The organism is Hafnia alvei, assembly GCF_900095695.1.
Taxonomy (GTDB): domain Bacteria; phylum Pseudomonadota; class Gammaproteobacteria; order Enterobacterales; family Enterobacteriaceae; genus Hafnia; species Hafnia alvei_B.
Genome location: NZ_FMIQ01000006.1, coordinates 381,194 through 402,504 on the forward strand (window position 1 = coordinate 381,194; position 21,311 = coordinate 402,504).

The 21,311-nt window shown below is 48.7% G+C and carries 19 protein-coding genes; 9 read left to right on the top strand and 10 right to left on the bottom strand.

Features of this window, described 5'->3' with window-relative positions; all coding sequences use genetic code 11:
• Positions 1-15 precede the first annotated feature (15 nt).
• A complete protein-coding gene (locus BN1044_RS03375; protein ID WP_072307541.1) occupies positions 16-270 on the bottom strand; it encodes a hypothetical protein in 255 nt (84 codons plus the stop codon).
• Between the two features lie 422 nt (positions 271-692).
• Here BN1044_RS03375 and ompC point away from each other — a divergent pair, with 422 nt between their 5' ends.
• A complete protein-coding gene (gene ompC, locus BN1044_RS03380; protein ID WP_072307542.1) occupies positions 693-1,796 on the top strand; it encodes a porin OmpC in 1,104 nt (367 codons plus the stop codon).
• Between the two features lie 78 nt (positions 1,797-1,874).
• On the opposite strand, the gene BN1044_RS03385 is transcribed toward ompC, so the two are convergent.
• The 3 genes from BN1044_RS03385 to BN1044_RS03395 all read right to left on the bottom strand — a co-directional run bounded on the left by BN1044_RS03385 (position 1,875) and on the right by BN1044_RS03395 (position 7,154).
• Entirely contained in the window at positions 1,875-3,650 is a 1,776-nt protein-coding gene (locus tag BN1044_RS03385) for an ABC transporter ATP-binding protein/permease (RefSeq protein ID WP_072307543.1), read from the bottom strand.
• Positions 3,651-3,835: 185 nt separating this feature from the next.
• Complete coding sequence (locus tag BN1044_RS03390; RefSeq protein WP_072307544.1) at positions 3,836-5,113, bottom strand: YeaH/YhbH family protein; 1,278 nt, start codon at positions 5,111-5,113, stop codon at positions 3,836-3,838.
• A 106-nt stretch (positions 5,114-5,219) separates the two neighbouring features.
• Positions 5,220-7,154, bottom strand: a complete 1,935-nt coding sequence (locus BN1044_RS03395; protein ID WP_025802022.1) for a PrkA family serine protein kinase — start codon at positions 7,152-7,154, stop codon at positions 5,220-5,222.
• Positions 7,155-7,627: 473 nt separating this feature from the next.
• Here BN1044_RS03395 and BN1044_RS03400 point away from each other — a divergent pair, with 473 nt between their 5' ends.
• Positions 7,628-8,371, top strand: a complete 744-nt coding sequence (locus tag BN1044_RS03400) for a MipA/OmpV family protein (RefSeq protein ID WP_072307545.1) — start codon at positions 7,628-7,630, stop codon at positions 8,369-8,371.
• A gap of 82 nt (positions 8,372-8,453) precedes the next feature.
• Here the strand turns inward: BN1044_RS03400 and BN1044_RS03405 are convergent, their stop codons facing one another.
• Both BN1044_RS03405 and gapA read right to left on the bottom strand, forming a co-directional pair.
• Complete coding sequence (locus tag BN1044_RS03405) at positions 8,454-9,326, bottom strand: D-hexose-6-phosphate mutarotase (RefSeq protein WP_072307622.1); 873 nt, start codon at positions 9,324-9,326, stop codon at positions 8,454-8,456.
• Positions 9,327-9,427: 101 nt separating this feature from the next.
• On the bottom strand, positions 9,428-10,423 hold the full coding sequence (gapA, locus tag BN1044_RS03410) for a glyceraldehyde-3-phosphate dehydrogenase (RefSeq protein WP_038502170.1): 996 nt from the start codon (positions 10,421-10,423) through the stop codon (positions 9,428-9,430).
• A gap of 357 nt (positions 10,424-10,780) precedes the next feature.
• Here gapA and msrB point away from each other — a divergent pair, with 357 nt between their 5' ends.
• Both msrB and BN1044_RS03425 read left to right on the top strand, forming a co-directional pair.
• The gene (gene msrB, locus BN1044_RS03420; protein WP_072307546.1) at positions 10,781-11,194 is read left to right on the top strand and encodes a peptide-methionine (R)-S-oxide reductase MsrB; all 414 of its coding nucleotides are present in this window, start codon (positions 10,781-10,783) and stop codon (positions 11,192-11,194) included.
• A 77-nt stretch (positions 11,195-11,271) separates the two neighbouring features.
• Complete coding sequence (locus BN1044_RS03425) at positions 11,272-11,547, top strand: YeaC family protein (RefSeq protein WP_072307547.1); 276 nt, start codon at positions 11,272-11,274, stop codon at positions 11,545-11,547.
• A 93-nt stretch (positions 11,548-11,640) separates the two neighbouring features.
• On the opposite strand, the gene pncA is transcribed toward BN1044_RS03425, so the two are convergent.
• The 3 genes from pncA to sppA form a co-directional block, all read right to left on the bottom strand.
• A complete protein-coding gene (gene pncA / locus BN1044_RS03430) occupies positions 11,641-12,270 on the bottom strand; it encodes a bifunctional nicotinamidase/pyrazinamidase (RefSeq protein WP_072307548.1) in 630 nt (209 codons plus the stop codon).
• A gap of 23 nt (positions 12,271-12,293) precedes the next feature.
• Entirely contained in the window at positions 12,294-13,310 is a 1,017-nt protein-coding gene (ansA, locus tag BN1044_RS03435; RefSeq protein ID WP_072307549.1) for an asparaginase, read from the bottom strand.
• A gap of 163 nt (positions 13,311-13,473) precedes the next feature.
• Complete coding sequence (gene sppA / locus BN1044_RS03440) at positions 13,474-15,324, bottom strand: signal peptide peptidase SppA (RefSeq protein WP_072307550.1); 1,851 nt, start codon at positions 15,322-15,324, stop codon at positions 13,474-13,476.
• Positions 15,325-15,619: 295 nt separating this feature from the next.
• Here sppA and BN1044_RS03445 point away from each other — a divergent pair, with 295 nt between their 5' ends.
• From BN1044_RS03445 to BN1044_RS03465, 5 genes are all read left to right on the top strand, one after another.
• The gene (locus BN1044_RS03445; RefSeq protein ID WP_072307551.1) at positions 15,620-16,168 is read left to right on the top strand and encodes an NAD(P)H nitroreductase; all 549 of its coding nucleotides are present in this window, start codon (positions 15,620-15,622) and stop codon (positions 16,166-16,168) included.
• A 223-nt stretch (positions 16,169-16,391) separates the two neighbouring features.
• On the top strand, positions 16,392-17,435 hold the full coding sequence (selD, locus tag BN1044_RS03450; RefSeq protein WP_072307552.1) for a selenide, water dikinase SelD: 1,044 nt from the start codon (positions 16,392-16,394) through the stop codon (positions 17,433-17,435).
• On the top strand, positions 17,435-18,568 hold the full coding sequence (gene mnmH, locus BN1044_RS03455) for a tRNA 2-selenouridine(34) synthase MnmH (protein WP_072307553.1): 1,134 nt from the start codon (positions 17,435-17,437) through the stop codon (positions 18,566-18,568). The genes selD and mnmH overlap by 1 nt, the downstream gene beginning before the upstream one ends.
• The gene (locus BN1044_RS03460; protein WP_072307554.1) at positions 18,568-20,487 is read left to right on the top strand and encodes a DNA topoisomerase III; all 1,920 of its coding nucleotides are present in this window, start codon (positions 18,568-18,570) and stop codon (positions 20,485-20,487) included. Before mnmH ends, BN1044_RS03460 begins: the two co-directional genes overlap by 1 nt.
• Positions 20,484-20,786, top strand: a complete 303-nt coding sequence (locus BN1044_RS03465) for a DUF1496 domain-containing protein (RefSeq protein ID WP_072307555.1) — start codon at positions 20,484-20,486, stop codon at positions 20,784-20,786. The genes BN1044_RS03460 and BN1044_RS03465 overlap by 4 nt, the downstream gene beginning before the upstream one ends.
• Before the next feature lie 93 nt (positions 20,787-20,879).
• Here BN1044_RS03465 and BN1044_RS03470 read toward each other — a convergent pair whose 3' ends face one another.
• Positions 20,880-21,311, bottom strand: coding sequence for a pyrimidine (deoxy)nucleoside triphosphate diphosphatase (locus BN1044_RS03470; protein WP_139130877.1), 432 nt, complete (start codon positions 21,309-21,311; stop codon positions 20,880-20,882).

Sequence of the window (21,311 nt, forward strand, 5' to 3'; positions counted from 1 at the left end):
GCATAACTGAACAGATCATTTGGTTTGCAAGAGTCGCTTGCGGCGCAGCAAATTTTCATCGCCAATAAGGCGGTCAATGGCGCTTAATAATAACGTCTTGCGTTCAAGGCTGGTTTCTTGATCGGCAGAGTGAGCTAACGAGTTAATTAACTTACCATAAACGATATCCCCCTCACGCCCGACTAAATCACTGACGGCCTCGCCGATAACCTTTGAAACTTCATTGCGAAATAAATTCTGGGCGACATCGTCAATTAATAAGCTATTCATCAGTCAGTTCCTACACTCAGGCCAAGCTAGGTCAGCATTTAAGGATGCACTTGAACAGTGCAAAAAAGTAAAACCTCAAAAGTATAGACCTGTTTTCAGCCTGCCCACGGTAAAAGAGAATGATGATAATTAGAAAAATGTTAGCAAACATTTTGATATTTTACATAATAGCCAAAAACATTAAAATCTCTTATAAATACAGGTTGTGGTCACATTATCCCAGAACTCTGTAGGTATTTAATTAACCGAATTTTTTCTAAAATTAAGCCCTGTTTTATATGGGTCTATTTCATTGTCATCAAAAGTATTTTTTGTGCAATAAAACTTACATCTACATCCGGTAAAACATCTGCGCCTTCAGAAGAAATAGGCAAGGCATAAAAAATACGTAATTGCAGATAACAACATTGATGGATGAGACAATGAAAAAAAGCGCGTTGGCAATGATGATGACATTGGCGGTTGCTTCTCTGGCAACATCTGTTTCGCAGGCGGCAGAAGTTTACAATAAAGATGGTAACAAGCTGGATATGTACGGCCGAGTGAAGGCTGAACATTATCTTTCTGACAATAATGCGGTTGATGGCGACCAGTCCTATGTGCGTTTCGGATTCAAAGGCGTCACGCAGATCAACGATATGATGCAGGGCTTTGGTCAGTGGGAATATCAAATTGCCGCCAACCGCGCAGAAAGTGATGGCGCGACAGGAACGAAAACACGTTTAGGCTTTGCAGGGCTGAAGTTTAGCGAGTTTGGCTCATTCGACTATGGCCGTAACTACGGTGCGCTCTATGACGTTGAAGCGTGGACGGATATGATCCCCGAGTTTGGCGGCGACAGCTATACCAAAGCCGATAACTTTATGACGGGCCGTAGCACCGGTCTCGCAACCTATCGAAACCGTGATTTCTTTGGTCTGGTTGATGGTTTAAATTTTGCGCTGCAGTATCAGGGTAAAAATGAAAACGATCGCGACATTACCAAACAGAATGGTGATGGTTACTCTTTATCGACAACCTATGAAATCGTTGATGGTATTTCCATCGGTGGCGCGTACGCCTCTTCAGACCGTACTCGCGCGCAGCAGGCGGCTGCATTTGGTCACGGCGACAAAGCGGATGCTTGGACCGGTGGCTTAAAATATGATGCTAATAATGTTTACTTAGCTGCCATGTATGCGGAAACACGTAATATGACCCCAATATCAGGCTCATCTGTGATTAATGGGGTCAATACCAGCGTGAAAGGACTCGCTAATAAAACGCAAAACGTTGAAGTGATTGCGCAATATCAATTCGATTTTGGCCTGCGTCCGTCGCTGGGATATATCCAATCCAAAGGTAAGGATATTGAGGGCGTGGGCGATGCTGATTTAGTGAAATATATCGATGTGGCGGCAACCTATTATTTCAATAAAAATATGTCGGCGTTTGTGGACTACAAAATAAACCAGCTAAACGACAATAATCCGCTGAATTTGAATACGGATGATGTGGTGGCATTAGGATTGGTTTACCAGTTCTAACGGATATGATTTCAAACAATAGCGTGTTCATACATTGAATAAACCCCGCGTACTGATAGTCAGCACGCGGGGTTTGTTTTAGTGATTAAGCGAGCTAATTTCAATCACGGATGGGGCAGAGTAGTAAATCTCTTCTTGGTCGGCATCGGCCTGCTTAACAAATTTCCAGCGAATATTGTGGAAAGGTGCCACGCTGCTACGGTGTGCGACGCTTATCAACGTGGTGTCGGGTAGCATTTGGTTGATCAGTTGATAAACACGCTGCTCGGTTTCCTCATCCAGCGCGCTGGTGGCTTCATCCAGATACAGCACATCGGGTTTTATCACCAGTGCGCGGGCAAATGATAAACGCTGCTGTTCACCAGGGGAGAGCTGATGAGTCCAGTTAGCGCGAATGTCTAATGCCTGATGTAGATGATGTAAACGGCAGGCTTTCAAGACCTGCTGCAACTCTTCGTCGCTATAACCGTCTGAACTCTGCGGGTAGCAAAGCGCATCACGCAGTGTACCAATCGGCAAATAGCTGCGTTGAGGCAAGAACAGCACGGTGCGTTGGTCTGCCGGAGGTTGTGAAATTTCCCCGTGACCATAAGGCCAGACACCCGCAATGGCGCGTAGCAGCGTTGATTTTCCACAGCCAGATGGCCCCGTGATTAAGATTTTATCCCCGCGGCGTGCGTGGAGATTGGCATGGCTGAACAGTTCGCGCCCCTGATGCAAACTCAAGGTGAGATCGCGGGTGACGAGTGAATCATCGCGGTCGGAGCAGGTCGTGTGGGAAAGATTATTGGGGTGTTGCTCAATCGCCGTTATTGCGGCGTTAAAACCGGCCAAACGGTTTACACAGGCTTTCCACGAGGCCAAATCGGTAAATGCACCAATGAACCAAGAAAGGGCACCCTGTACCTGTCCAAACGCGGAAGCAACCTGCATCAGCGTACCGAGCTGAATGGCGTTGGAGAAATAACGGGGTGACGCCACCAGAATAGGGAAGATATTGGCAAACTGATCGTAAAAGGTAGAGGCCACATTCAAGCGCTTAGTTAAGCGCATGATCGACCACCAGTTTCCGCGAATGTTTTCAAACTGGCCGCTAAGCTGATTTTTTTCCTGCTGCTCACCGTGATACAGCGCAATCGGGTCGGCATTGTCGCGGATTCGAATCAAACCAAAACGAAAGTTTGCTTCAAAACGTTCTTGGTCGAAACTTAATCCAACCAGCGGACGCCCAATCCACCAAATCAAAATCGACCCCATACCCGCATAAAGCAGAGCAAACCACACCATGTAACCGGGGATAACAAACTGGTGGTCATTCAACATGAACGAAATGGAACCGCTGACCGTCCATAATATAGCGACAAATGAGAATAGTGTTACCAGGCTGGAAAGCAGGCCGAGGCTTAAAGAGAGCGTGCCATTGGTGAGTGCGTTGAGATCCTGCGAAATACGCTGATCGGGGTTATCAATGGTTTGTTGAATTTCCGTGTGGTAATAAGCCTGATGCGAAAGCCATTTAGTCATGTATTTTTCGGTCATCCAACGACGCCAGAGCATCTGCAAGCCCTGAGTCAGATAGATACGATAAATCGCGATAACAATAAAAATGACTGCCAGATAACTAAAGCGTATTAGCTGCGCTTTAAACACGGCGTAATTACGATTTTGAAGGGCATCGTAGAAAACACGATTCCATTCGTTAAACAAAACATTGATATACACGCCAGCGAGCGTGAGGGCGATGATCGCAATAAGGCGAGTCCAGGCGCTGACTTTTTCCTCAGAAACCCAGTAGGGTTTAATCAATTGCCACACTTCTGACCAGTGTGTTGTTCGGTGAAGAGGTTGCTGCATAAGACGGTATTCCTGATGCAATGGTGACAATAAAAGTGATAAACAAAGCGACAAAAAAACTGCTGTCTAGATTGTGACAGACAGCACAATCCCACAAATGTTCAGTTGTAAATGGAGGTGTCAGCACGGAAAGAACAAAAAACCGCCAGCGGAGGAGAATTCCGCTGGCGGTCAAGGTTGCTAACTTAGTTTTTGTTAACTTGAGCCTGAAACAGTTCTCTAAATACAGGGTAGATGTCATCGGGTTCACGAATATGCTGCATTGCAAAGTTTTCAAACCGTTGTTTGAGCCCTTCGTATTCACGCCATAGCGTCTGATGCGCCCGGCGAGTAATTTCAATGTAGCTATAGTAGCGAACCTGCGGCAGAAGCTTATTGGCTAACAGCTCAGAGCACAGCGGTGAGTCATCGGCCCAGTTATCGCCATCGGAGGCCTGCGCGGCATAAACGTTCCACTCTGCCGAGTTGTAACGTTCACGCACAATTTCATCCATGAGTTTAAGCGCGCTAGATACAATGGTGCCGCCTGTTTCCTGCGAGTAGAAGAACTCCTGCTCATCAACTTCTTTTGCTTGGGTGTGGTGACGGATATACACCACGTCCACGTTTTTGTAGGTTCTGCTTAAGAATAAATAGAGCAGAATATAAAAACGCTTAGCCATATCCTTAGTGGCTTGATCCATCGAGCCCGAAACGTCCATCAAGCAGAACATCACGGCTTGGCTGGAGGGTTCAGGACGGCGTTCATAGTTCTTGTAACGCAGATCGAAAGTGTCAATGAATGGGACTCTGTCGATCCGCTGGCGCAGCTCCGCAATTTCTTTGCGGATACGCTCTTCTTCCAGCAGCTGCGCCGGTTCGCTGTGACGCAGTTCTTCAAGCACGCTTTCGAGTTCGTGCAGCTCACGCCGTTTCCCCGCCGTCATGGCGGTACGGCGCGCTAATGAATTTTGCAGCGAACGTACCACGCTAATATTGGCGGGCACCCCGTTAGAGGTAAAACCCGAGCGATGGGTTTTATACTCGGTTAGCTGTTTGTATTGGTTTTTGCGTAGGTTTGGCAGTGCTAAATCTTCGAACAGAAGATCGAGATATTCATCTTTCGATATCTGGAAGACAAATTCATCTTCACCTTCGCCGTCTTTGCTGGCTTCACCTTGACCACTTCCGCCGCCACCTCCGCCACCTTGTGGGCGTTCGATGCGGTCGTTTTGCACAAAGTGATCGTTGCCCGGATGGACACGATGACGCTCGCCGCCGCGTCCCTGATGAAACATCGGTTCATTGATGTCTTCATTTGGAATCGAGACAGACTCACCGCTTTCTACGTCGGTCACCGAACGTTTATTGATCGCGTCGGCGATAGAATGTTTTATTTGCGACTTATAGCGGCGTAAAAAACGCTGGCGGTTAACCATGCTTTTATTCTTGCCGTTCAGTCGCCGATCAATGAAATAGGCCATATTTCCCCCAAACGACGTTACCGTCTGAAATACGCCGTAAATTCCCGTATGCCAACTCGGGTAAGCCGCGCCGGCGGATGAGCCGACGCGGCTTTGGTTACGCGCATTATGATGATTTTCTTACTCGCAGATACCATTCGCACAGCAGGCGAACCTGTTTGCGGGTATAGCCTTTTTCCATCATACGGTCGACAAAATCGTCGTGTTTTTTCTGTTCATCGGTCGAGGTTTTGGCATTGAACGAAATCACCGGCAACAGCTCCTCGGTATTCGAGAACATTTTCTTCTCGATAACGGTGCGGAGTTTTTCGTAGCTCGTCCAGTTCGGGTTATGTCCGTTGTGATTAGCGCGGGCACGCAGCACGAAGTTAACGATTTCATTACGGAAATCTTTCGGGTTGCTAATGCCTGCCGGTTTTTCAATTTTCTCCAGTTCCGCATTTAAGGATTCACGATCGAACAGCTGACCGGTTTCAGGATCGCGATATTCTTGATCCTGGATCCAGAAGTCGGCATACGTGACATAGCGGTCAAAGATATTTTGTCCGTACTCGGAATAAGATTCTAAGTACGCGGTTTGAATTTCTTTGCCGATAAATTCAACGTATTTCGGGATCAGATAACCTTTCAGGTGCTCCAGATATTTCTCTGCAACGTCCTGAGGGAACTGTTCGCGCTCAACTTGTTGTTCCAATACATAGAACAAGTGAACTGGGTTAGCCGCTACTTCGCTGTGATCGAAGTTGAACACGCGCGACAGGATTTTGAACGCGAAACGGGTAGATAGCCCGTTCATGCCTTCATCAACGCCGGCGTAATCGCGGTACTCCTGATAGGATTTGGCTTTCGGATCGGTATCTTTCAGGCTCTCGCCGTCGTATACCCGCATTTTTGAATAGATGCTGGAGTTTTCCGGCTCTTTCAGACGAGACAAAATGGAGAAGCGTGACAGCGTTTCCAACGTACCTGGCGCACACGGTGCGTGATCCAGTTCGCTGTTGCGCAGCAGCTTGTCGTAGATTTTCATCTCTTCAGACACACGCAGGCAATAAGGCACTTTGACGATGTAAACACGGTCAAGGAAAGCCTCATTATTTTTGTTATTACGGAAAGTTACCCATTCCGATTCGTTGGAGTGCGCCAAAATGATGCCGCTGAACGGCAGGGCGGAAATCCCTTCGGTACCGTTATAGTTGCCTTCCTGTGTTGCGGTTAGCAACGGATGCAGCACTTTAATCGGGGCCTTAAACATTTCAACGAACTCCATCATCCCTTGGTTCGCGCGGCACAGTGCGCCGGAGTAACCATAGGCATCAGGATCGTTTTGGGCGTGATTTTCGAGTTTACGAATATCAACTTTACCCACCAGCGCTGAGATATCTTGGTTATTCTCATCGCCCGGTTCAGTTTTAGCGATGGCGATCTGTTCAAGGATTGATGGCCACACTTTGACAACTTTAAACTTGGTAATATCACCACCAAAATCATGCAGGCGTTTGGCCGCCCACGGCGACATGATGGTGCCAAGATAGCGCGGAGGAATACCGTATTCTTTATTCAGGATATTGGCATCTTCCTGTGGATTGAACAGGCACAGCGGATGATCGTTAACCGGGCTACGTTCACCGTTGGCGCTGAGAACATAGATGGGCACGCGCTGCATCAATGCTTTCAGGCGTTCCGCCAGCGATGATTTACCGCCGCCGACAGGCCCCAGCAGATACAGGATTTGTTTTTTCTCTTCCAGACCTTGCGCGGCGTGTTTGAGATACGCCACGATTTGTTCGATGGCTTCTTCCATGCCATAGAATTCTTCAAAAGCAGGGTAGCGGGCTATGACCCGGTTCGAGAACAAGCGTGACATGCGTGATTCAAGCGCAGTGTCGATCATGGCAGGCTCGCCGATAGCCATAAGCAGACGCTCAGCGGCGTTCGCGTAGGCGCTACGATCCTGACGGCAGATTGCAAGGAAATCCTGCAGAGTGAACTCTTCGTCCTTGGCAGCTTCATAACGCTGGCGATAGTGGTCAAATATGTTCATAGCGATGCCCGTCCTGATAAAATGGTTGGGAACAAAAAAGTAACAGTCTTCATTTTGGGGGTTAAAATTTTGAAACTGTTACCATATTGTTATGAGCGGCTTTCATCAGTTGGTCAAGTTACCTACGGGTAAGATTCATATAAAATTTATCGGCATGATGAAAAGCATTTAGATATAAATGCTGAGGAAGGTGGGTGTGAAAGGGATAAATCTACGGTTTGTGCTAAAAAGCATATAACGCTGCCAATATTTTCGCAGAATTCACTACAACAAATATTTATTAAAGGTATTTGTATAACGGCAGATATGGAGGCTGAAGCGTAAAAAATAGTTATGTTTCGGCGCAGCCTGTTTGACAGATGTAAAGATTCCGAAACTGCCTGAAAAATTGTAAAAAATCGACTTAAAACAAGTTTTTGGTCTACAATCAGCGCGTTGTTTATAGACTATTTAGTTAGGGACAAAACATAAACGTGAAAACTTTAAAATTAACTACGCTAGGTCTGCTCGTGTTGGCTGCTACAAGTGCCGCTCAGGCCGGAACGTGGTCTTTGGGGGCTTCTGCGTTAGTCAGCCCAGACCCTTATCGCGGTAATAACGATCGCGTATATCCTGTTCCGATCATTAACTATGAAGGCGATGATTTTTATTTCCGCAGTCTGACCGCCGGTTATTACCTGTGGAAAGATGAACAGAACCAACTGAGCGTGATGGCTTTCTATAACCCATTACACTTCAAGGCGAGCGATAGCGACGATCGTCACATGAAGCAGTTGAGTAACCGTCATTCCACCGTGATGGCGGGGGTTTCTTATACCCACAAAGAAGACTGGGGCTCCATCCGTACCTCATTCGCCGGTGATATTTTGGATAACAGCAACGGCCTGATCGCCGATGCCGCTTATTTGTTCCCCATTACAGCCGGAGACTGGTCATTTACACCGGGCGCGGGTGTGACTTGGAACAGCTCTAACCAAAATGATTACTACTTTGGCGTGAGCGGTAGCGAATCAAACCGTAGCGGCTACAAACGCTATACCGCAAGTGACAGCTGGAATCCGTATGTTGAGCTAACGGCTCGCTACCAGATTAATAGCAGCTGGAATGCGTTCTTCACCGGGCGTTATATCCGCCTGAGCGATGAAGTGAAAGATAGTCCAATGATTGATAAGAGCTACAGCGGTTTGCTGTGGACCGGTGTGACATACACCTTCTAAGCATGGCATTGACTGTTGAAAATGAGGGACGCATAGGCGTCCCTTTTTTATACGCTTAAATCAGCGCTAAGCGGCAGGGAGATTAGCGCAGAGGGCGCGCACGCAGCGTCACGGAAAGTCGTGACGGGGTATTCGCGGAGGTTTTCATCGGGCTAGTGACATGCGCAGTTTCTACACAGACCATGGTCTTGTAGCCATCGTTTGGCATATCGGCCATGCTGACAGAAAGCTCAGACCACGGGTTCCATGCAACCACATCAGTATTGTTATGGTGATGCACTTCAATCACGCGCTGTAGTGCTTTGTCCGTGATGACGCTGAATGGCTCAGGCTTGGTATAGATACGGTCTGTGCGCGTGGCAAAGGTCAAATTGCCTTGCTGTTCGCCGGTGCCTGGATTGACTTTATCAATGTATGGCGCGCCCAAACCGCTAACGTCAATCTGGGTGATGTCGCCGATATTGAAATAGGTATGAAGCGCGGCGGCATATTCGTATTCACCGTGAGACTCCAATTCCATTTCGCATACTTCACCGAGCTTGAATCGTGCAATCAGGCAGAAGTCATGCGGCCAATGTTTTTTGCTGTCAGCGCTTTGCTCAAGAGTGAACGTTAAGATAACGCCGCTTTCATCTTCATCATGCGCGGTGAGTGTCCAAGGTAGATTACGGGCAAAACCGTGCGCTGGCTGACCTGCAGGACCAAACCAAGGCCAACAGATAGGAATACCACCGCGAATCGCCACGCCGTTTTTGAACGCAGTTTCGCTGCTCAACCACAGCACTGGTTTCTCGCCAGAAGGTTGCCAAGTGAGTAAATGCGCGCCTTGCAGGGTGACAGCGGCACGCACTTTGGGGTGGTTAACCACGACAACGGGAAGTTCGTCGATTTGGCGTTGAGAAATGTACGGGGTGATTTGTTCTTGAACGGGCAGGGTAAAGATCTTTTCAGACAGATTTTGTTGTGACATCAGATTGGCCTTCATATGCTAGGTGCAAAAAACCAAAAAAAAGGGCGACATAAATGTCGCCCTCTCATCAACTTCTCATCGCTAAATTATTTAGAGATGTGAGCGATCAGATCCAGAACTTTGTTTGAGTAGCCAGTTTCGTTATCGTACCAAGAAACCAGTTTCACAAAGTTGTCGTTCAGCGCGATACCCGCTTTAGCATCGAATACTGAAGTGCAAACTTCGCCGTTGAAGTCAGTAGAAACTACGTCATCTTCGGTGTAACCCAGTACGCCTTTCAGCTCGCCTTCAGACGCAGCTTTCATTGCAGCACAGATTTCTTTGTAAGTTGCTTTCTTCTCGATACGAGCAGTCAGGTCAACAACAGAAACGTTAGGGGTAGGAACGCGGAACGCCATACCAGTCAGTTTGCCGTTCAGTTCTGGGATTACTTTACCTACAGCTTTAGCAGCACCGGTAGATGAAGGAATGATGTTCTGGGATGCGCCGCGGCCGCCGCGCCAGTCTTTGTGAGACGGGCCATCAACGGTTTTCTGAGTTGCGGTAGTCGCATGAACGGTAGTCATCAGTGCTTCAACGATACCGAACTTGTCGTTCAGAACTTTAGCCAGTGGAGCCAGGCAGTTAGTGGTGCAAGATGCGTTAGAAACGATATCTTGGCCAGCATAAGTCTTATCGTTAACACCCATTACGAACATTGGGGTGTTGTCTTTAGAAGGACCAGTCAGAACGACTTTCTTAGCACCAGCAGCGATGTGCTTACGTGCAGTTTCGTCAGTCAGGAACAGACCAGTTGCTTCAGCAACAACGTCAACGTTGACTTCGTTCCATTTCAGGTTAGCCGGATCACGTTCTGCGGTAACACGGATAGTTTTGCCGTTAACGACCAAGTGGCCATCTTTAACTTCAACAGTGCCGTTGAAACGACCGTGAGTAGAGTCGTACTTCAGCATGTAAGCCATATACTCAGCGTCTAACAGGTCGTTGATTGCAACGATTTCGATGTCAGAACGTTCTTGAGCAGCACGGAAAACAATACGGCCGATACGGCCAAAACCGTTGATACCTACTTTGATAGTCATATATTCCACCAGCTATTGGTTAGTGAATAAAAGGTTGCTTGTAAAATTACAAAAACCTTATAAAGCGTCAAGCGGAATCGTGTCAATTATTGCTGTAAATCAAAGCGAAGCCTTGGCTGAGCACATATCACACGCTTCCATTTAACACTCTGTTTCGGATTATACATGGGGGCAGTCATCTGAGTCTCAAGCCATCTTGGCTTTCATTTGTGATGTTCATCACAAAAATGAGGCTGCCGCCGATTCGCTAAACAGTTTAGACCAAATTTGGCTGAACCGTTGTTAACTGTTTGTTATAATTAATCGCCAAAAAAAGTGATCAATGATAATCAAAAACAACTCTTCGAGAACGCACAAATGGCTAAAGACGATTTCTCTGCACAACACCCGAATGACTTAACTGAAATGCAACGCTACGTCACACAGCAGCGGGGTACTGAACCACCTTTTAGCGGTAAACTGTTACACAATAAACAAGAAGGCATTTATCACTGCCTGTGTTGTAACAGTCCACTGTTCTACTCAAACAGCAAATACGATTCTGGCTGCGGCTGGCCTAGCTTCTACCAGCCCGTTAGTGCGGAGGCTATCCGCTACCTTGAAGACAACTCACATGGCATGCAGCGTACTGAAATTCGCTGCGCTCACTGTGATGCGCATCTTGGCCATGTTTTCCCTGATGGACCACAGCCTACCGGTGACCGCTATTGCGTGAACTCTGCATCGCTTAGCTTCACCGATGAAGACTCCGGTACACAGACTCAGGGCTAACAGCAAACTCTTTTCTATGTGCTTATTATAGCGCAGAAGAAACGATTCAGCAAAGTGCATATTAAGCGAGGTTTAAAATGGAACTTGACGATTTGCTGTCGGCGATGACGCCAGAAATTTATCAACGCTTGGCAACCGCGGTTGAACTCGGCAAATGGCCTGACGGCGTGAGTTTGACGCCAGAGCAAAAAGAAAACAGCCTGCAAATGGTGATGCTGTGGCAGTCGCGCCATAACACCGATCCTCAGCACATGAGCATTAATACGCAGGGCCAAATTGAAATGAAAAGTAAGCAGGACTTTAAAAAAGGTTTTGAGCGCGATGCCATCATTCGCTTAAAGCCTGAAGCATAAATCTCTCTTTAGGTGATTATTCAGGTGACATGGCTTGGGAACGATAGGGGGGAAGCGTCGATTGACGTCCGCCCTATGAAAGAGAATAAAGGTTTAGAATTTGACGTCGCTTAACGTCATTAACGTTGCGCCAAGCGTTTGCATCTGCTGGAGCGCAATTTTGCTGTCTTCAGGCTTAATGTTTACTCCCCGGCAGCCGTCGGTAATGACGACTACGCGATAACCCAGATGCAGTGCATCCATCACGGAGTATTTTACACAGTAATCCGTCGCCAGCCCCATCATGTAGAGCGTGTCGATTTGGTGCTTTTTCAGCCAGTGATGCAACTCGGTTGAAGCCCTGCGTCCATTGTCGAAAAAAGCGCTGTAGCTATCGATCGAGGCATCGGTGCCTTTATGCACGATGTGGTCAAACTGGGCGGCATTCAGCAATGGATGAAACTCAGCGCCCTCGGAACCTTGAACGCAGTGATCGGGCCACCAAATTTGTTCTAAGCCTGCCAGCTCCCCCATCTCACCAATATTTCCTCCAGACTGGCTGGCAAAACTACCGTGATGCGCGGGATGCCAATCCTGAGTTGCAATAATTGGCACGCTTTTATGCTGAGCCTGTTTGATCGCATCCAAAGCAATAGGTATTACCCGATCGCCTTCGGAAACTGCCAGTGCGCCCTGAGGGCAAAAGTCATTCTGTAAATCGATAAGCAATAATGCGGCTGACATTGGCAGTTCCTTTTTTATCTTTCTTAATCGGTGATGCTCAGCTCTCCGCGAAGATCCTGTTTCATCAGTTCGCGAATTTGCTCTGGGCTGAGGTTTTGGCACAACAGATAGTGCAGTTTTGTTAGGGCCGCTTCAACCGTCATGTCGAAACCGCTGATTACGCCCGCATGCGCCAGCGCATTTCCCGTGGCGTAACCTTCCATATTAACGCGGCCCGAAATGCATTGAGTCAGGTTAACTACCACGATCCCTCGATCTGAAGCTTCCTGCAATTCGGCCAGCAAATCGGCTTTTTGCGGGGCGTTGCCGACGCCGTAAGAACGCAAGATAAGAGCCTTGACTGGTTGGCGCAAAAAGTTACGCACGACATCAGCAGAAATTCCAGGATAAATCGTCACTACGCCAATCGGCTGCGGCGTAATTTGATGAACCTTCAGCGGCGCGTTATGTAACTGAGTGATCAGTGGCGCAATACGACGGATATTAATCCCAACCTCAAGCAACATCGGGTAGTTAGGTGACGCAAAAGCATCAAAACCGTCGGCGTGCGCTTTGGTCGTGCGGTTGCCGCGAAACAGCTTGTTGTTGAAGAATAGCGAAACTTCGTTAATCGGATAGTTGGCGGCTAGATATAGCGCATTGAGCAAATTGATTTGCCCATCTGAGCGTAGCTCCGCCAACGGGATCTGAGATCCGGTAACGATCACCGGCTTCGCGAGGTTTTCGAGCATAAACGACAGCGCAGAAGCGGTGAACGCCATGGTGTCGGTGCCATGCAGGATCACGAAACCATCATATTTGTCGTAGTTGGCTTCAATGTCATTCGCAATATGCTGCCAGTCTTCTGGCGTCATATCGGAGGAGTCAATCAACGGCTCGTAGGCATGAAGCGTGAAGTTAGGCATTTCAGGACGATGGAACTCCGGCATCAAGGCCAATTGGCGCTGCAAGTGGCCCGAAACAGGAATGTAGCCATTCTCTGAACGCTGCATGCCGATGGTACCGCCGGTGTAGGCTACGTAAATGGATTTCTTCTGCATGGCTTAGGATTCTGTGTGGCGAGATTTTCGCGGTGGATTAAGCGCAATGGCCTAGAGATGGAGTGGATTATAGGGCGAACGCCAAATAAAAAAGCCCACCAAGCCGATAAACCAGAATAATGGCTTAATCAATTTGGTGGGCCAGCATTTTACTTCTGTGTTTTTACTTCACATCACCGCAGCTCATGCACAGCGCATAGCGGTTTTGTGGATCGTTCAAGGTGGCCATCCAGTCGGTTTTATCTTTCAGCAGGGCAGAAATACGCACTAAAGACTCTGGCAGCATGGCACGTACGGCTGAAGGCAATGCCGCTTGTACCGAACCGGTTAACTGTCCTAACACCATCTGTCCAAAGCTTGGATCTTCAACAAACCAGTTCAACTGGTAAGTTTTTAGCTTGGCAAGCTCTGCCGCTTTGGTCACTGCGTCGTCGAAATCACCCAGTTGGTCAACCAAACCGTTCTTCTTCGCATCAGTACCCAACCACACGCGGCCCTGAGCGATGGCATCAACCTGTTCAGGCGTCTTGTTACGTGCTTTGGCCACCAGCGTAATGAAGTTTTTATAGCCGTTCTCAATGTTGATTTGCATCATCTGTGAGAAAGCGTCAGGCAGCGCTTTGGTGACCGTGAGATCGGCCAATGGCGATGTCGCCACGCCGTCGGTATGAACGCCAATGCTATCGAGCGTATTTTCGAAGGTGTTAATCACGCCGAAAATACCGATAGAGCCGGTTAACGTACTTGGGCTTGCAACGATGTAGTCAGCCGGTGTGGATATCCAATAGCCGCCTGAAGCAGCGAGCCCACCCATGGAGACTACCACCGGTTTGCCTGCCGCGCGTGCAGCAGCCAATTCAGAACGAATAACCTCAGAGGCTGAAACGCTACCGCCAGGGCTGTTGACGCGTAAAACAATAGCTTTAATTTTAGGATTTAAACGCGCATCGCGGATCTGGTTCGCAGTGGTATCTCCACCCACGTTACCCGGCGTGGCTTCACCATCCATAATGGCACCATCGGCAAAGATAACGGCAATTTCACTCCCGCTTTTCTTCTCTGCTGGTGGGGTGTAGTCATACATGCTGATGGCGCTGAAATCTTTGGTGGTTTTATTCCAGCCAAAGGCTTTGGTAAACAGGTTTTCGACGTCTGAGCGTGAAGCCAAGCCATCGACCAGTTTATTGTCTAGCGCATATTTAGCCGTATCGCCGCCCGCAGCCTGTAGGCCTTTCAATACGCCTTCTGCGCCAGGGAACAGTTGCTCAGCGCTGATCTGACGGTTTGCGGCAACGGTTGTGACGTAGTTATTCCACATGCCGCTAAGCCACTCGTTATCCGCATTGCGTGCCGCTGGTGACATATCGTCGCGGATCATCGGTTCAACCGCAGATTTATACGTGCCGACGCGGAAAATATGGGTGCTGACCTTGAGCTTATCGAGCAAGGTTTTGTAGTAAAGATTATTGGTCGCCATGCCGTGCAGATCGACTACGCCCTGTGGTGACAGATAGATTTTGTTGGCATAGCTCGCCAAATAGTATTGGGCTTGGCTATAGCTATCGGCGGTGGCAAAGATAGGTTTGCCGCTGTCGCGGAATTCGCGCAGCGCTTTACCTATATATTGCAGCGAAGGTTGATCGGCACCGGCAAATTCATTAAGCGACAGCACCATGCCGGTGATATTCGGATCGGTCTTGGCCTGACGGATCATATCGACCACGTCAAACAGCGAGTTTTCCTGCAGGCGGTTGCTGCTCGCGCCCAGCAATTCTCTGCCGATTTGGCTAAATTTATTGCTGATGGCAGGATTGTCGACCACGACGCCGGTCAGGTTCACCAGCAGGGCGCCTTTAACAGGTTCGACGGGTTTGGTTTGCATCTGGAAGTAAATTCCCACACAAACCAAAATCAGTAGGATCAGGAATACGTTCAAAATAAACTCGCGGATAAAATTCAGTATCCGCCAAGTCCATCGAAATACGCCTGAAATGCATCTCCACAAAAAGTGCATGTGCTCTCCATATAAAATTGGGTTGTCTTATGTCTTGCTTATGACCGTATTTTTCTAAGAATATCAGTTTTTAAAAACATCAGCATTTTGCGATTCTCGCACTATGCCAGAGTTAGGGTTGCCGTGCCGTATTTTACTGTAACAAGCATAAATGGTTCTTATAGCTTTTGCTTTTCATATGGGTGAACGCTGATGGCGCCGCGCATGATGCAAAAACGATAATGTCTAGGTTAACAAATCGTGATAATGTTGATAACAATTATCAATTAGAAACAACGTAATTTCGGAGATCGTTATGGATGCGCTGGAAATATTATTACAACGCCGTTCGGCTTCACGTTTGACCGCACCGGCACCTACCGGTGATGCGTTAGAAGCCATTTACCAAGCGGGCCTACGTGCGCCAGACCACGGAACATTGCAGCCGTGGCGTTTTATCACCGTTGAAGGTGAAGGCCAAGCGCGTTTGAGTGAGTTACTACATGGCATTGCCGTGGAAGAACAATTAGATGAAAAGGGCATTGAGAAAGCGAAAAATGCCCCGTTTCGTGCGCCGCTGATTATTACCGTTGTGGCTCACTGTAATACGGAAACCAAGGTTCCACACTGGGAACAAGTTGCTTCAGCCTGTTGTGCCGTTATGGCCATGCAGATGGCCGCGCAGGCGCAAGGATTTAACGGTATTTGGCGTACCGGAAAGTGGACGAGCGATGAGAAGGTTCGTGCGGCCTTTGGCTGCCGCGAGCAAGATGAGATAGTTGGATTCCTGTATCTCGGAACGCCACAGCTGAAGTCTCCGCGTGTAGCGCCACTCGACAGCAGCCAATTCGTCCGCGCTTTCTAAGCTATTGTCATTTTCACTCTGCCGCGCAGTGAATGCCTCGCCGCAGAGTGAAAGTTATCTTGCGATAGCCACCAAAAATCTTAAGCAGAAAACTATTTTGCTGGTTTACTGCGCAATCACGCGATTTATTCCACAGATCTTTCCGGTATTTCCTTCACTCCCTTACTAAGTTCGGCTCCAAGCGCTAACATAGCACCCATAAATTAAATGGAAAGGAGTAGATATGACTGCGCCAGCCATTCGTTTGACTCAGTACAGCCATGGGGCGGGATGTGGATGTAAGATCTCCCCTAAAGTGTTAGAAACCATTCTGCACAGTGAACACGCTAAATTTGTTGACCCCAATCTGTTGGTGGGCAACGAAACGCGTGATGATGCCGCCGTTTATGATATCGGTAACGGGATCGGGATCATCAGTACCACCGATTTCTTCATGCCAATCGTTGACGATCCCTTTGATTTTGGCCGCATAGCCGCCACCAACGCGATTAGTGATATCTACGCGATGGGGGGAAAACCGATTATGGCGATTGCTATTCTCGGCTGGCCGGTGGATAAGCTAGCACCAGAAATCGCGCAGCAAGTGATTGAAGGTGGACGCTTTGTTTGCCAACAGGCGGGTATTTCACTGGCCGGTGGTCACTCGATTGACGCACCGGAGCCGATTTTTGGCTTGGCTGTCACCGGCATGGTAAGCACCGATCGCGTGAAGAAAAACAGCGCTGCTCTGGCGGGGTGTAAGCTTTATCTGACCAAGCCGCTGGGTATCGGTGTGTTAACCACCGCAGAGAAGAAAAGCAAGCTGCGTCCAGAACATCAGGGCGTCGCCACTGAGACTATGTGTCAGCTGAACAAACCAGGCGCAGATTTCGCCGATATCGCGGGCGTTACGGCGATGACGGATGTAACGGGTTTTGGTCTTCTTGGTCACCTCAGCGAAATTTGCCAAGGCTCAGGTTTACAAGCCACTATCTGGTTTGATCAAATACCGAAACTGCCTGATGTCGAAAGCTATATTAATGAAGGCTGCGTGCCGGGCGGAACAGGCCGTAACTTTGAAAGCTATGGCCATTTGGTGGGCGAAATGACGGATTTACAGCGCCAATTGCTGTGCGATCCGCAAACCTCTGGCGGTTTGTTACTGGCTGTTTTACCAGAAGCAGAAGCTCAGATCCAAGACGTAGCCAATCGCTTTGGACTGACGCTAACGGCCATCGGTGAGCTCCATCCGCGCCAGTCAGAACAGCCTCTGATTGAGGTGCAGTAATGGTTTTGCCGTTCAATCCACGCGTTAACTCGCGAGCCAACGGCGTGGATTACCATCGTATTTTGGTTGATGATATCCCCTTAATTGATGTTCGTGCTCCCGTTGAGTTCGCTCAGGGAGCATTTCCCTGCGCGCAAAACTTGCCACTTATGTTAGACAGCGAGCGCGAAGCCGTCGGCATTTGTTACAAACAGCATGGACAGGATGCGGCGATTAAACTGGGTAATGAACTGGTTTATGGCGCGGTGCGTGATGCCCGTCTTGCTGCATGGCGCGAACAATGCGCTCAGCACCCCGAAGGCTATATTTATTGTTTCCGCGGTGGGTTGCGTTCACATATCGTTCAGCAGTGGTTGCATGAAAGCGGGGTGGACTATCCGCTGATTGAAGGTGGCTATAAAGCGCTGCGTACTTTTGCGATGAAAGCCACTGAGCAAGCATCGCTGCTGCCGATGGTGCTTATTGGTGGCAATACCGGCAGTGGTAAAACCCGCATGCTGCGAGAGCTGGCGGCGGGTATCGATTTAGAAGGTGTAGCCCACCATCGAGGCTCATCGTTTGGCCGCACGTTGGTCAAACAAAGCAGCCAGATCGATTTTGAAAATCGTCTGGCAGTCGATATATTAAAGAAACAAGATCGAGGCATACGCCACTGGTTTCTCGAAGATGAGGGGCGAATTATTGGCTCAAATCATCTGCCGATCTGTTTTTACGATCAAATGCAAAAAGCGCCGGTTGCGGTGGTGGACGATCCCTTCGAAATCCGCGTTGTGCGACTGCAGGAAGAGTACATTGATCTGATGCGCGTTGAATTTGAGCGAGCCTACGGGCGAGATTTAGGTTGGGATAATTACGTTGAATACCTGCATCACGGTTTGTTTGCGATCCGTAAGCGCTTGGGCATGGAACGTTATACTAAACTTAAACTCTATCTAGAGCAGGCGCTTATTCAGCAACGTGAAACGCGTATCAGCGATGGGCATCTCGCGTGGCTAGTGCCGCTGTTGCAAGAATACTATGACCCGATGTACCGCTATCAACTGGAAAAGAAGGCGGAGCGTATTGTCTTCCGAGGCAATTATTCGGAAGTTAAGGACTATTTATTGGCGACCAGCCAGACTTACGGTGACTGATGCGTCTGTTTATTGCGGAAAAACCAAGCCTGGCGCGCGCGATTGCCGACGTGCTGCCAAAACCCCATCGACGTGGTGATGGGTATATCTCTTGTGGTTCAGGTGACACTGTCACGTGGTGTGTTGGTCATTTGCTCGAACAAGCGGAGCCAGATGCTTACGACACACGCTATGCGCGCTGGAACTTAGCCGATCTGCCGATTGTGCCTGAAAAATGGCAGCTAAAGCCTAAGCCTTCTGTTGCTAAGCAGTTCAACGTCATTAAGCGATTACTGGGTGATGCCCAGCAGGTTATTCACGCGGGAGACCCCGATCGTGAAGGACAGTTGCTGGTGGACGAGGTTTTAGATTACCTAGAACTGGCTCCCGAGAAACGCCAAGCCGTGCAGCGTTGTCTGATCAATGACTTAAACCCGCAGGCGGTTGAACGTGCGGTTTCGCGGCTGCGTGATAACCGCGAGTTTATTCCGCTCTGCGTGTCCGCGCTGGCACGCTCGCGTGCAGATTGGCTGTACGGCATCAATATGACCCGTGCTTATACCATTTTGGGCCGAAATGCAGGTTATAACGGAGTGCTGTCGGTAGGTCGTGTGCAGACGCCGGTATTAGGTTTGGTGGTGCGCCGTGACGAAGAGATTGAAAACTTCGTCAGCAAGGATTTCTACGAAGTTAAAGCCCATATTGTGACGCCAGCGGAAGAGCGTTTTACGGCAATGTGGATACCGAGCGAATCGTGTGAGCCTCATCAGGATGAAGAAGGACGCTTGCTGAATAAGGCTCTGGCTGAGCACGTGATCAAACGGATTGAAGGCCAGCCAGCCATCGTCACCGGTTATAATGATAAACGGGAATCAGAAACCGCACCGTTGCCGTTCTCGCTCTCAGCGCTGCAAATTGAAGCCTCAAAACGCTTTAACCTAAGTGCTCAGCAGGTGTTAGATCTCTGTCAGCGACTGTATGAAACCCACAAGCTGATTACGTATCCTCGTTCCGATAGCCGCTATTTACCTGAAGAGCATTTCGCTGGACGCCATGCCGTGATGAACGCAATCGCCTCCCATGTTCCAGAATTACAGCAGGTTGCCGCCGTTAATCCCGACAAACGCAATCGTTGCTGGGATGATAAGAAAGTTGATGCTCACCATGCGATTATCCCAACCGCGCGTGCAGGTAATATCAATTTAAGCGACGATGAACGTAAAATTTACACCTTGGTTGCGCGTCAATACCTGATGCAGTTTTGTCCGGATGCTATGTACCGTAAATGCGTTATCGATTTAGATATTGCCAGCGGTAAATTTGTTGCCAAAGCGCGCTTCCTTGCTGAAGCGGGCTGGCGTGCTCTGCTGGGTGCTAAAGAGCGGGATGATGAGGATGAAGGCTCGCCGCTGCCGGTTGTTGCCAAAGGTGATGAACTGCTATGCGAGAAAGGTGAGTTGATGGAGCGCCAAACTCAGCCTCCGCGTCCGTTTACCGATGCAACGCTATTATCAGCCATGACGGGTATTGCTCGTTTTGTCCAAGATAAAGAGCTAAAGAAAATCCTACGAGCGACCGATGGTTTAGGGACCGAAGCTACGCGTGCTGGAATTATAGAATTATTGTTCCGGCGTACATTTTTGTACAAAAAGGGTCGCTATATACATTCGTCAGAAGCGGGCAGAGCACTGATCCATTGTTTGCCTGAAATTGCCGCAAGACCTGATATGACCGCAGATTGGGAAGCTACGCTGACACAAATCAGTGAAAAGACACGGCGCTATCAGGACTTTATGCAGCCGCTGGTGGGCACTTTGTACCAGCTTATCGATCAGGCGAGAAGTAATCGAAATCCTCAGGCGTTTCGCGGTTTACCTCCGGCGGCTGAAAAAAGCGCCAAGCGAAAATATAAGCCAAAAGCAAAGGAGAACAAGGCATGAAAAAGAGTGCGATAGGATTCTGGGTATTGCCGTTGGTACTGCTCAGCGCCACGGCGATGGCAAATCGCAACAATGGTATTGATGTCGTGGTGCCGGTTTCTCCAGAAATTTTTAATAACACCAATGGCTATAGTAATAACGACAGCAATGTGAATTGTCCGCGCTGCTGTATTTATGATAATCGTAGCTATTCCGAAGGTGCGGTGGTGAAGGCCGAAGGGGTATTGTTGCAGTGTTCAGCGGATAAAAATGTATTGAGCACCAATAATCTCAAGTGGGTTGTGTTGAAAAAAGGTTGATGCCACAACGTTAGCAAGCCGCTGCAAAATCCCAAGGCTATTGGGCAAATGAAATTAAAAAGGCCAGCGTTTAGCTCTGGCCTTTTTACTTATCTACGCTTCATCATCTTGTTGCGATAACCGCGCTAACTTTTGTTGATAAGCGTGTAGCAGGGGGATATCAGCGGGGGCTAAATCATAAGACTCGGCCTGTTGCGGAGTTACCCATACCAATGCAGCATGCTCGTTGGCGGTGAATTCACCCTCGGTATGCTGCACGCGCCAAGCATGCAGATGGATGGTTTTATTCTCAAGTCTCAGTGTGCTGCTGGCGACATAGTCCGCCACGCTGCATCTTACCGACAGCTCTTCTGCCAGCTCACGGCACAGCGCTTCAGGCTGAGTTTCGCCAATCTCGACCTTACCGCCGGGAAACTCCCACAAACCAGCCTGATCTTTGCTTGCCCCACGCTGAGCTAACAAGATTTTTCCTCGGCACTCAATAATGGCGGCAACGACATCGATCGTATTATGAGATGCAGTCAT

What these genes read in the sequence shown, in the direction of transcription:
- BN1044_RS03375 (WP_072307541.1), bottom strand. Translation starts at nt 270, where the DNA reads ATGAATAGCTTATTAATTGACGATGTCGCCCAGAATTTATTTCGCAAT.
- ompC (WP_072307542.1), top strand. Translation starts at nt 693, where the DNA reads ATGAAAAAAAGCGCGTTGGCAATGATGATGACATTGGCGGTTGCTTCT.
- BN1044_RS03385 (WP_072307543.1), bottom strand. Translation starts at nt 3,650, where the DNA reads ATGCAGCAACCTCTTCACCGAACAACACACTGGTCAGAAGTGTGGCAA.
- BN1044_RS03390 (WP_072307544.1), bottom strand. Translation starts at nt 5,113, where the DNA reads ATGGCCTATTTCATTGATCGGCGACTGAACGGCAAGAATAAAAGCATG.
- BN1044_RS03395 (WP_025802022.1), bottom strand. Translation starts at nt 7,154, where the DNA reads ATGAACATATTTGACCACTATCGCCAGCGTTATGAAGCTGCCAAGGAC.
- gapA (WP_038502170.1), bottom strand. Translation starts at nt 10,423, where the DNA reads ATGACTATCAAAGTAGGTATCAACGGTTTTGGCCGTATCGGCCGTATT.
- msrB (WP_072307546.1), top strand. Translation starts at nt 10,781, where the DNA reads ATGGCTAAAGACGATTTCTCTGCACAACACCCGAATGACTTAACTGAA.
- BN1044_RS03425 (WP_072307547.1), top strand. Translation starts at nt 11,272, where the DNA reads ATGGAACTTGACGATTTGCTGTCGGCGATGACGCCAGAAATTTATCAA.
- pncA (WP_072307548.1), bottom strand. Translation starts at nt 12,270, where the DNA reads ATGTCAGCCGCATTATTGCTTATCGATTTACAGAATGACTTTTGCCCT.
- ansA (WP_072307549.1), bottom strand. Translation starts at nt 13,310, where the DNA reads ATGCAGAAGAAATCCATTTACGTAGCCTACACCGGCGGTACCATCGGC.
- sppA (WP_072307550.1), bottom strand. Translation starts at nt 15,324, where the DNA reads ATGCACTTTTTGTGGAGATGCATTTCAGGCGTATTTCGATGGACTTGG.
- BN1044_RS03445 (WP_072307551.1), top strand. Translation starts at nt 15,620, where the DNA reads ATGGATGCGCTGGAAATATTATTACAACGCCGTTCGGCTTCACGTTTG.
- selD (WP_072307552.1), top strand. Translation starts at nt 16,392, where the DNA reads ATGACTGCGCCAGCCATTCGTTTGACTCAGTACAGCCATGGGGCGGGA.
- mnmH (WP_072307553.1), top strand. Translation starts at nt 17,435, where the DNA reads ATGGTTTTGCCGTTCAATCCACGCGTTAACTCGCGAGCCAACGGCGTG.
- BN1044_RS03460 (WP_072307554.1), top strand. Translation starts at nt 18,568, where the DNA reads ATGCGTCTGTTTATTGCGGAAAAACCAAGCCTGGCGCGCGCGATTGCC.
- BN1044_RS03465 (WP_072307555.1), top strand. Translation starts at nt 20,484, where the DNA reads ATGAAAAAGAGTGCGATAGGATTCTGGGTATTGCCGTTGGTACTGCTC.
- BN1044_RS03470 (WP_139130877.1), bottom strand. Translation starts at nt 21,311, where the DNA reads ATGACTGCATCTCATAATACGATCGATGTCGTTGCCGCCATTATTGAG.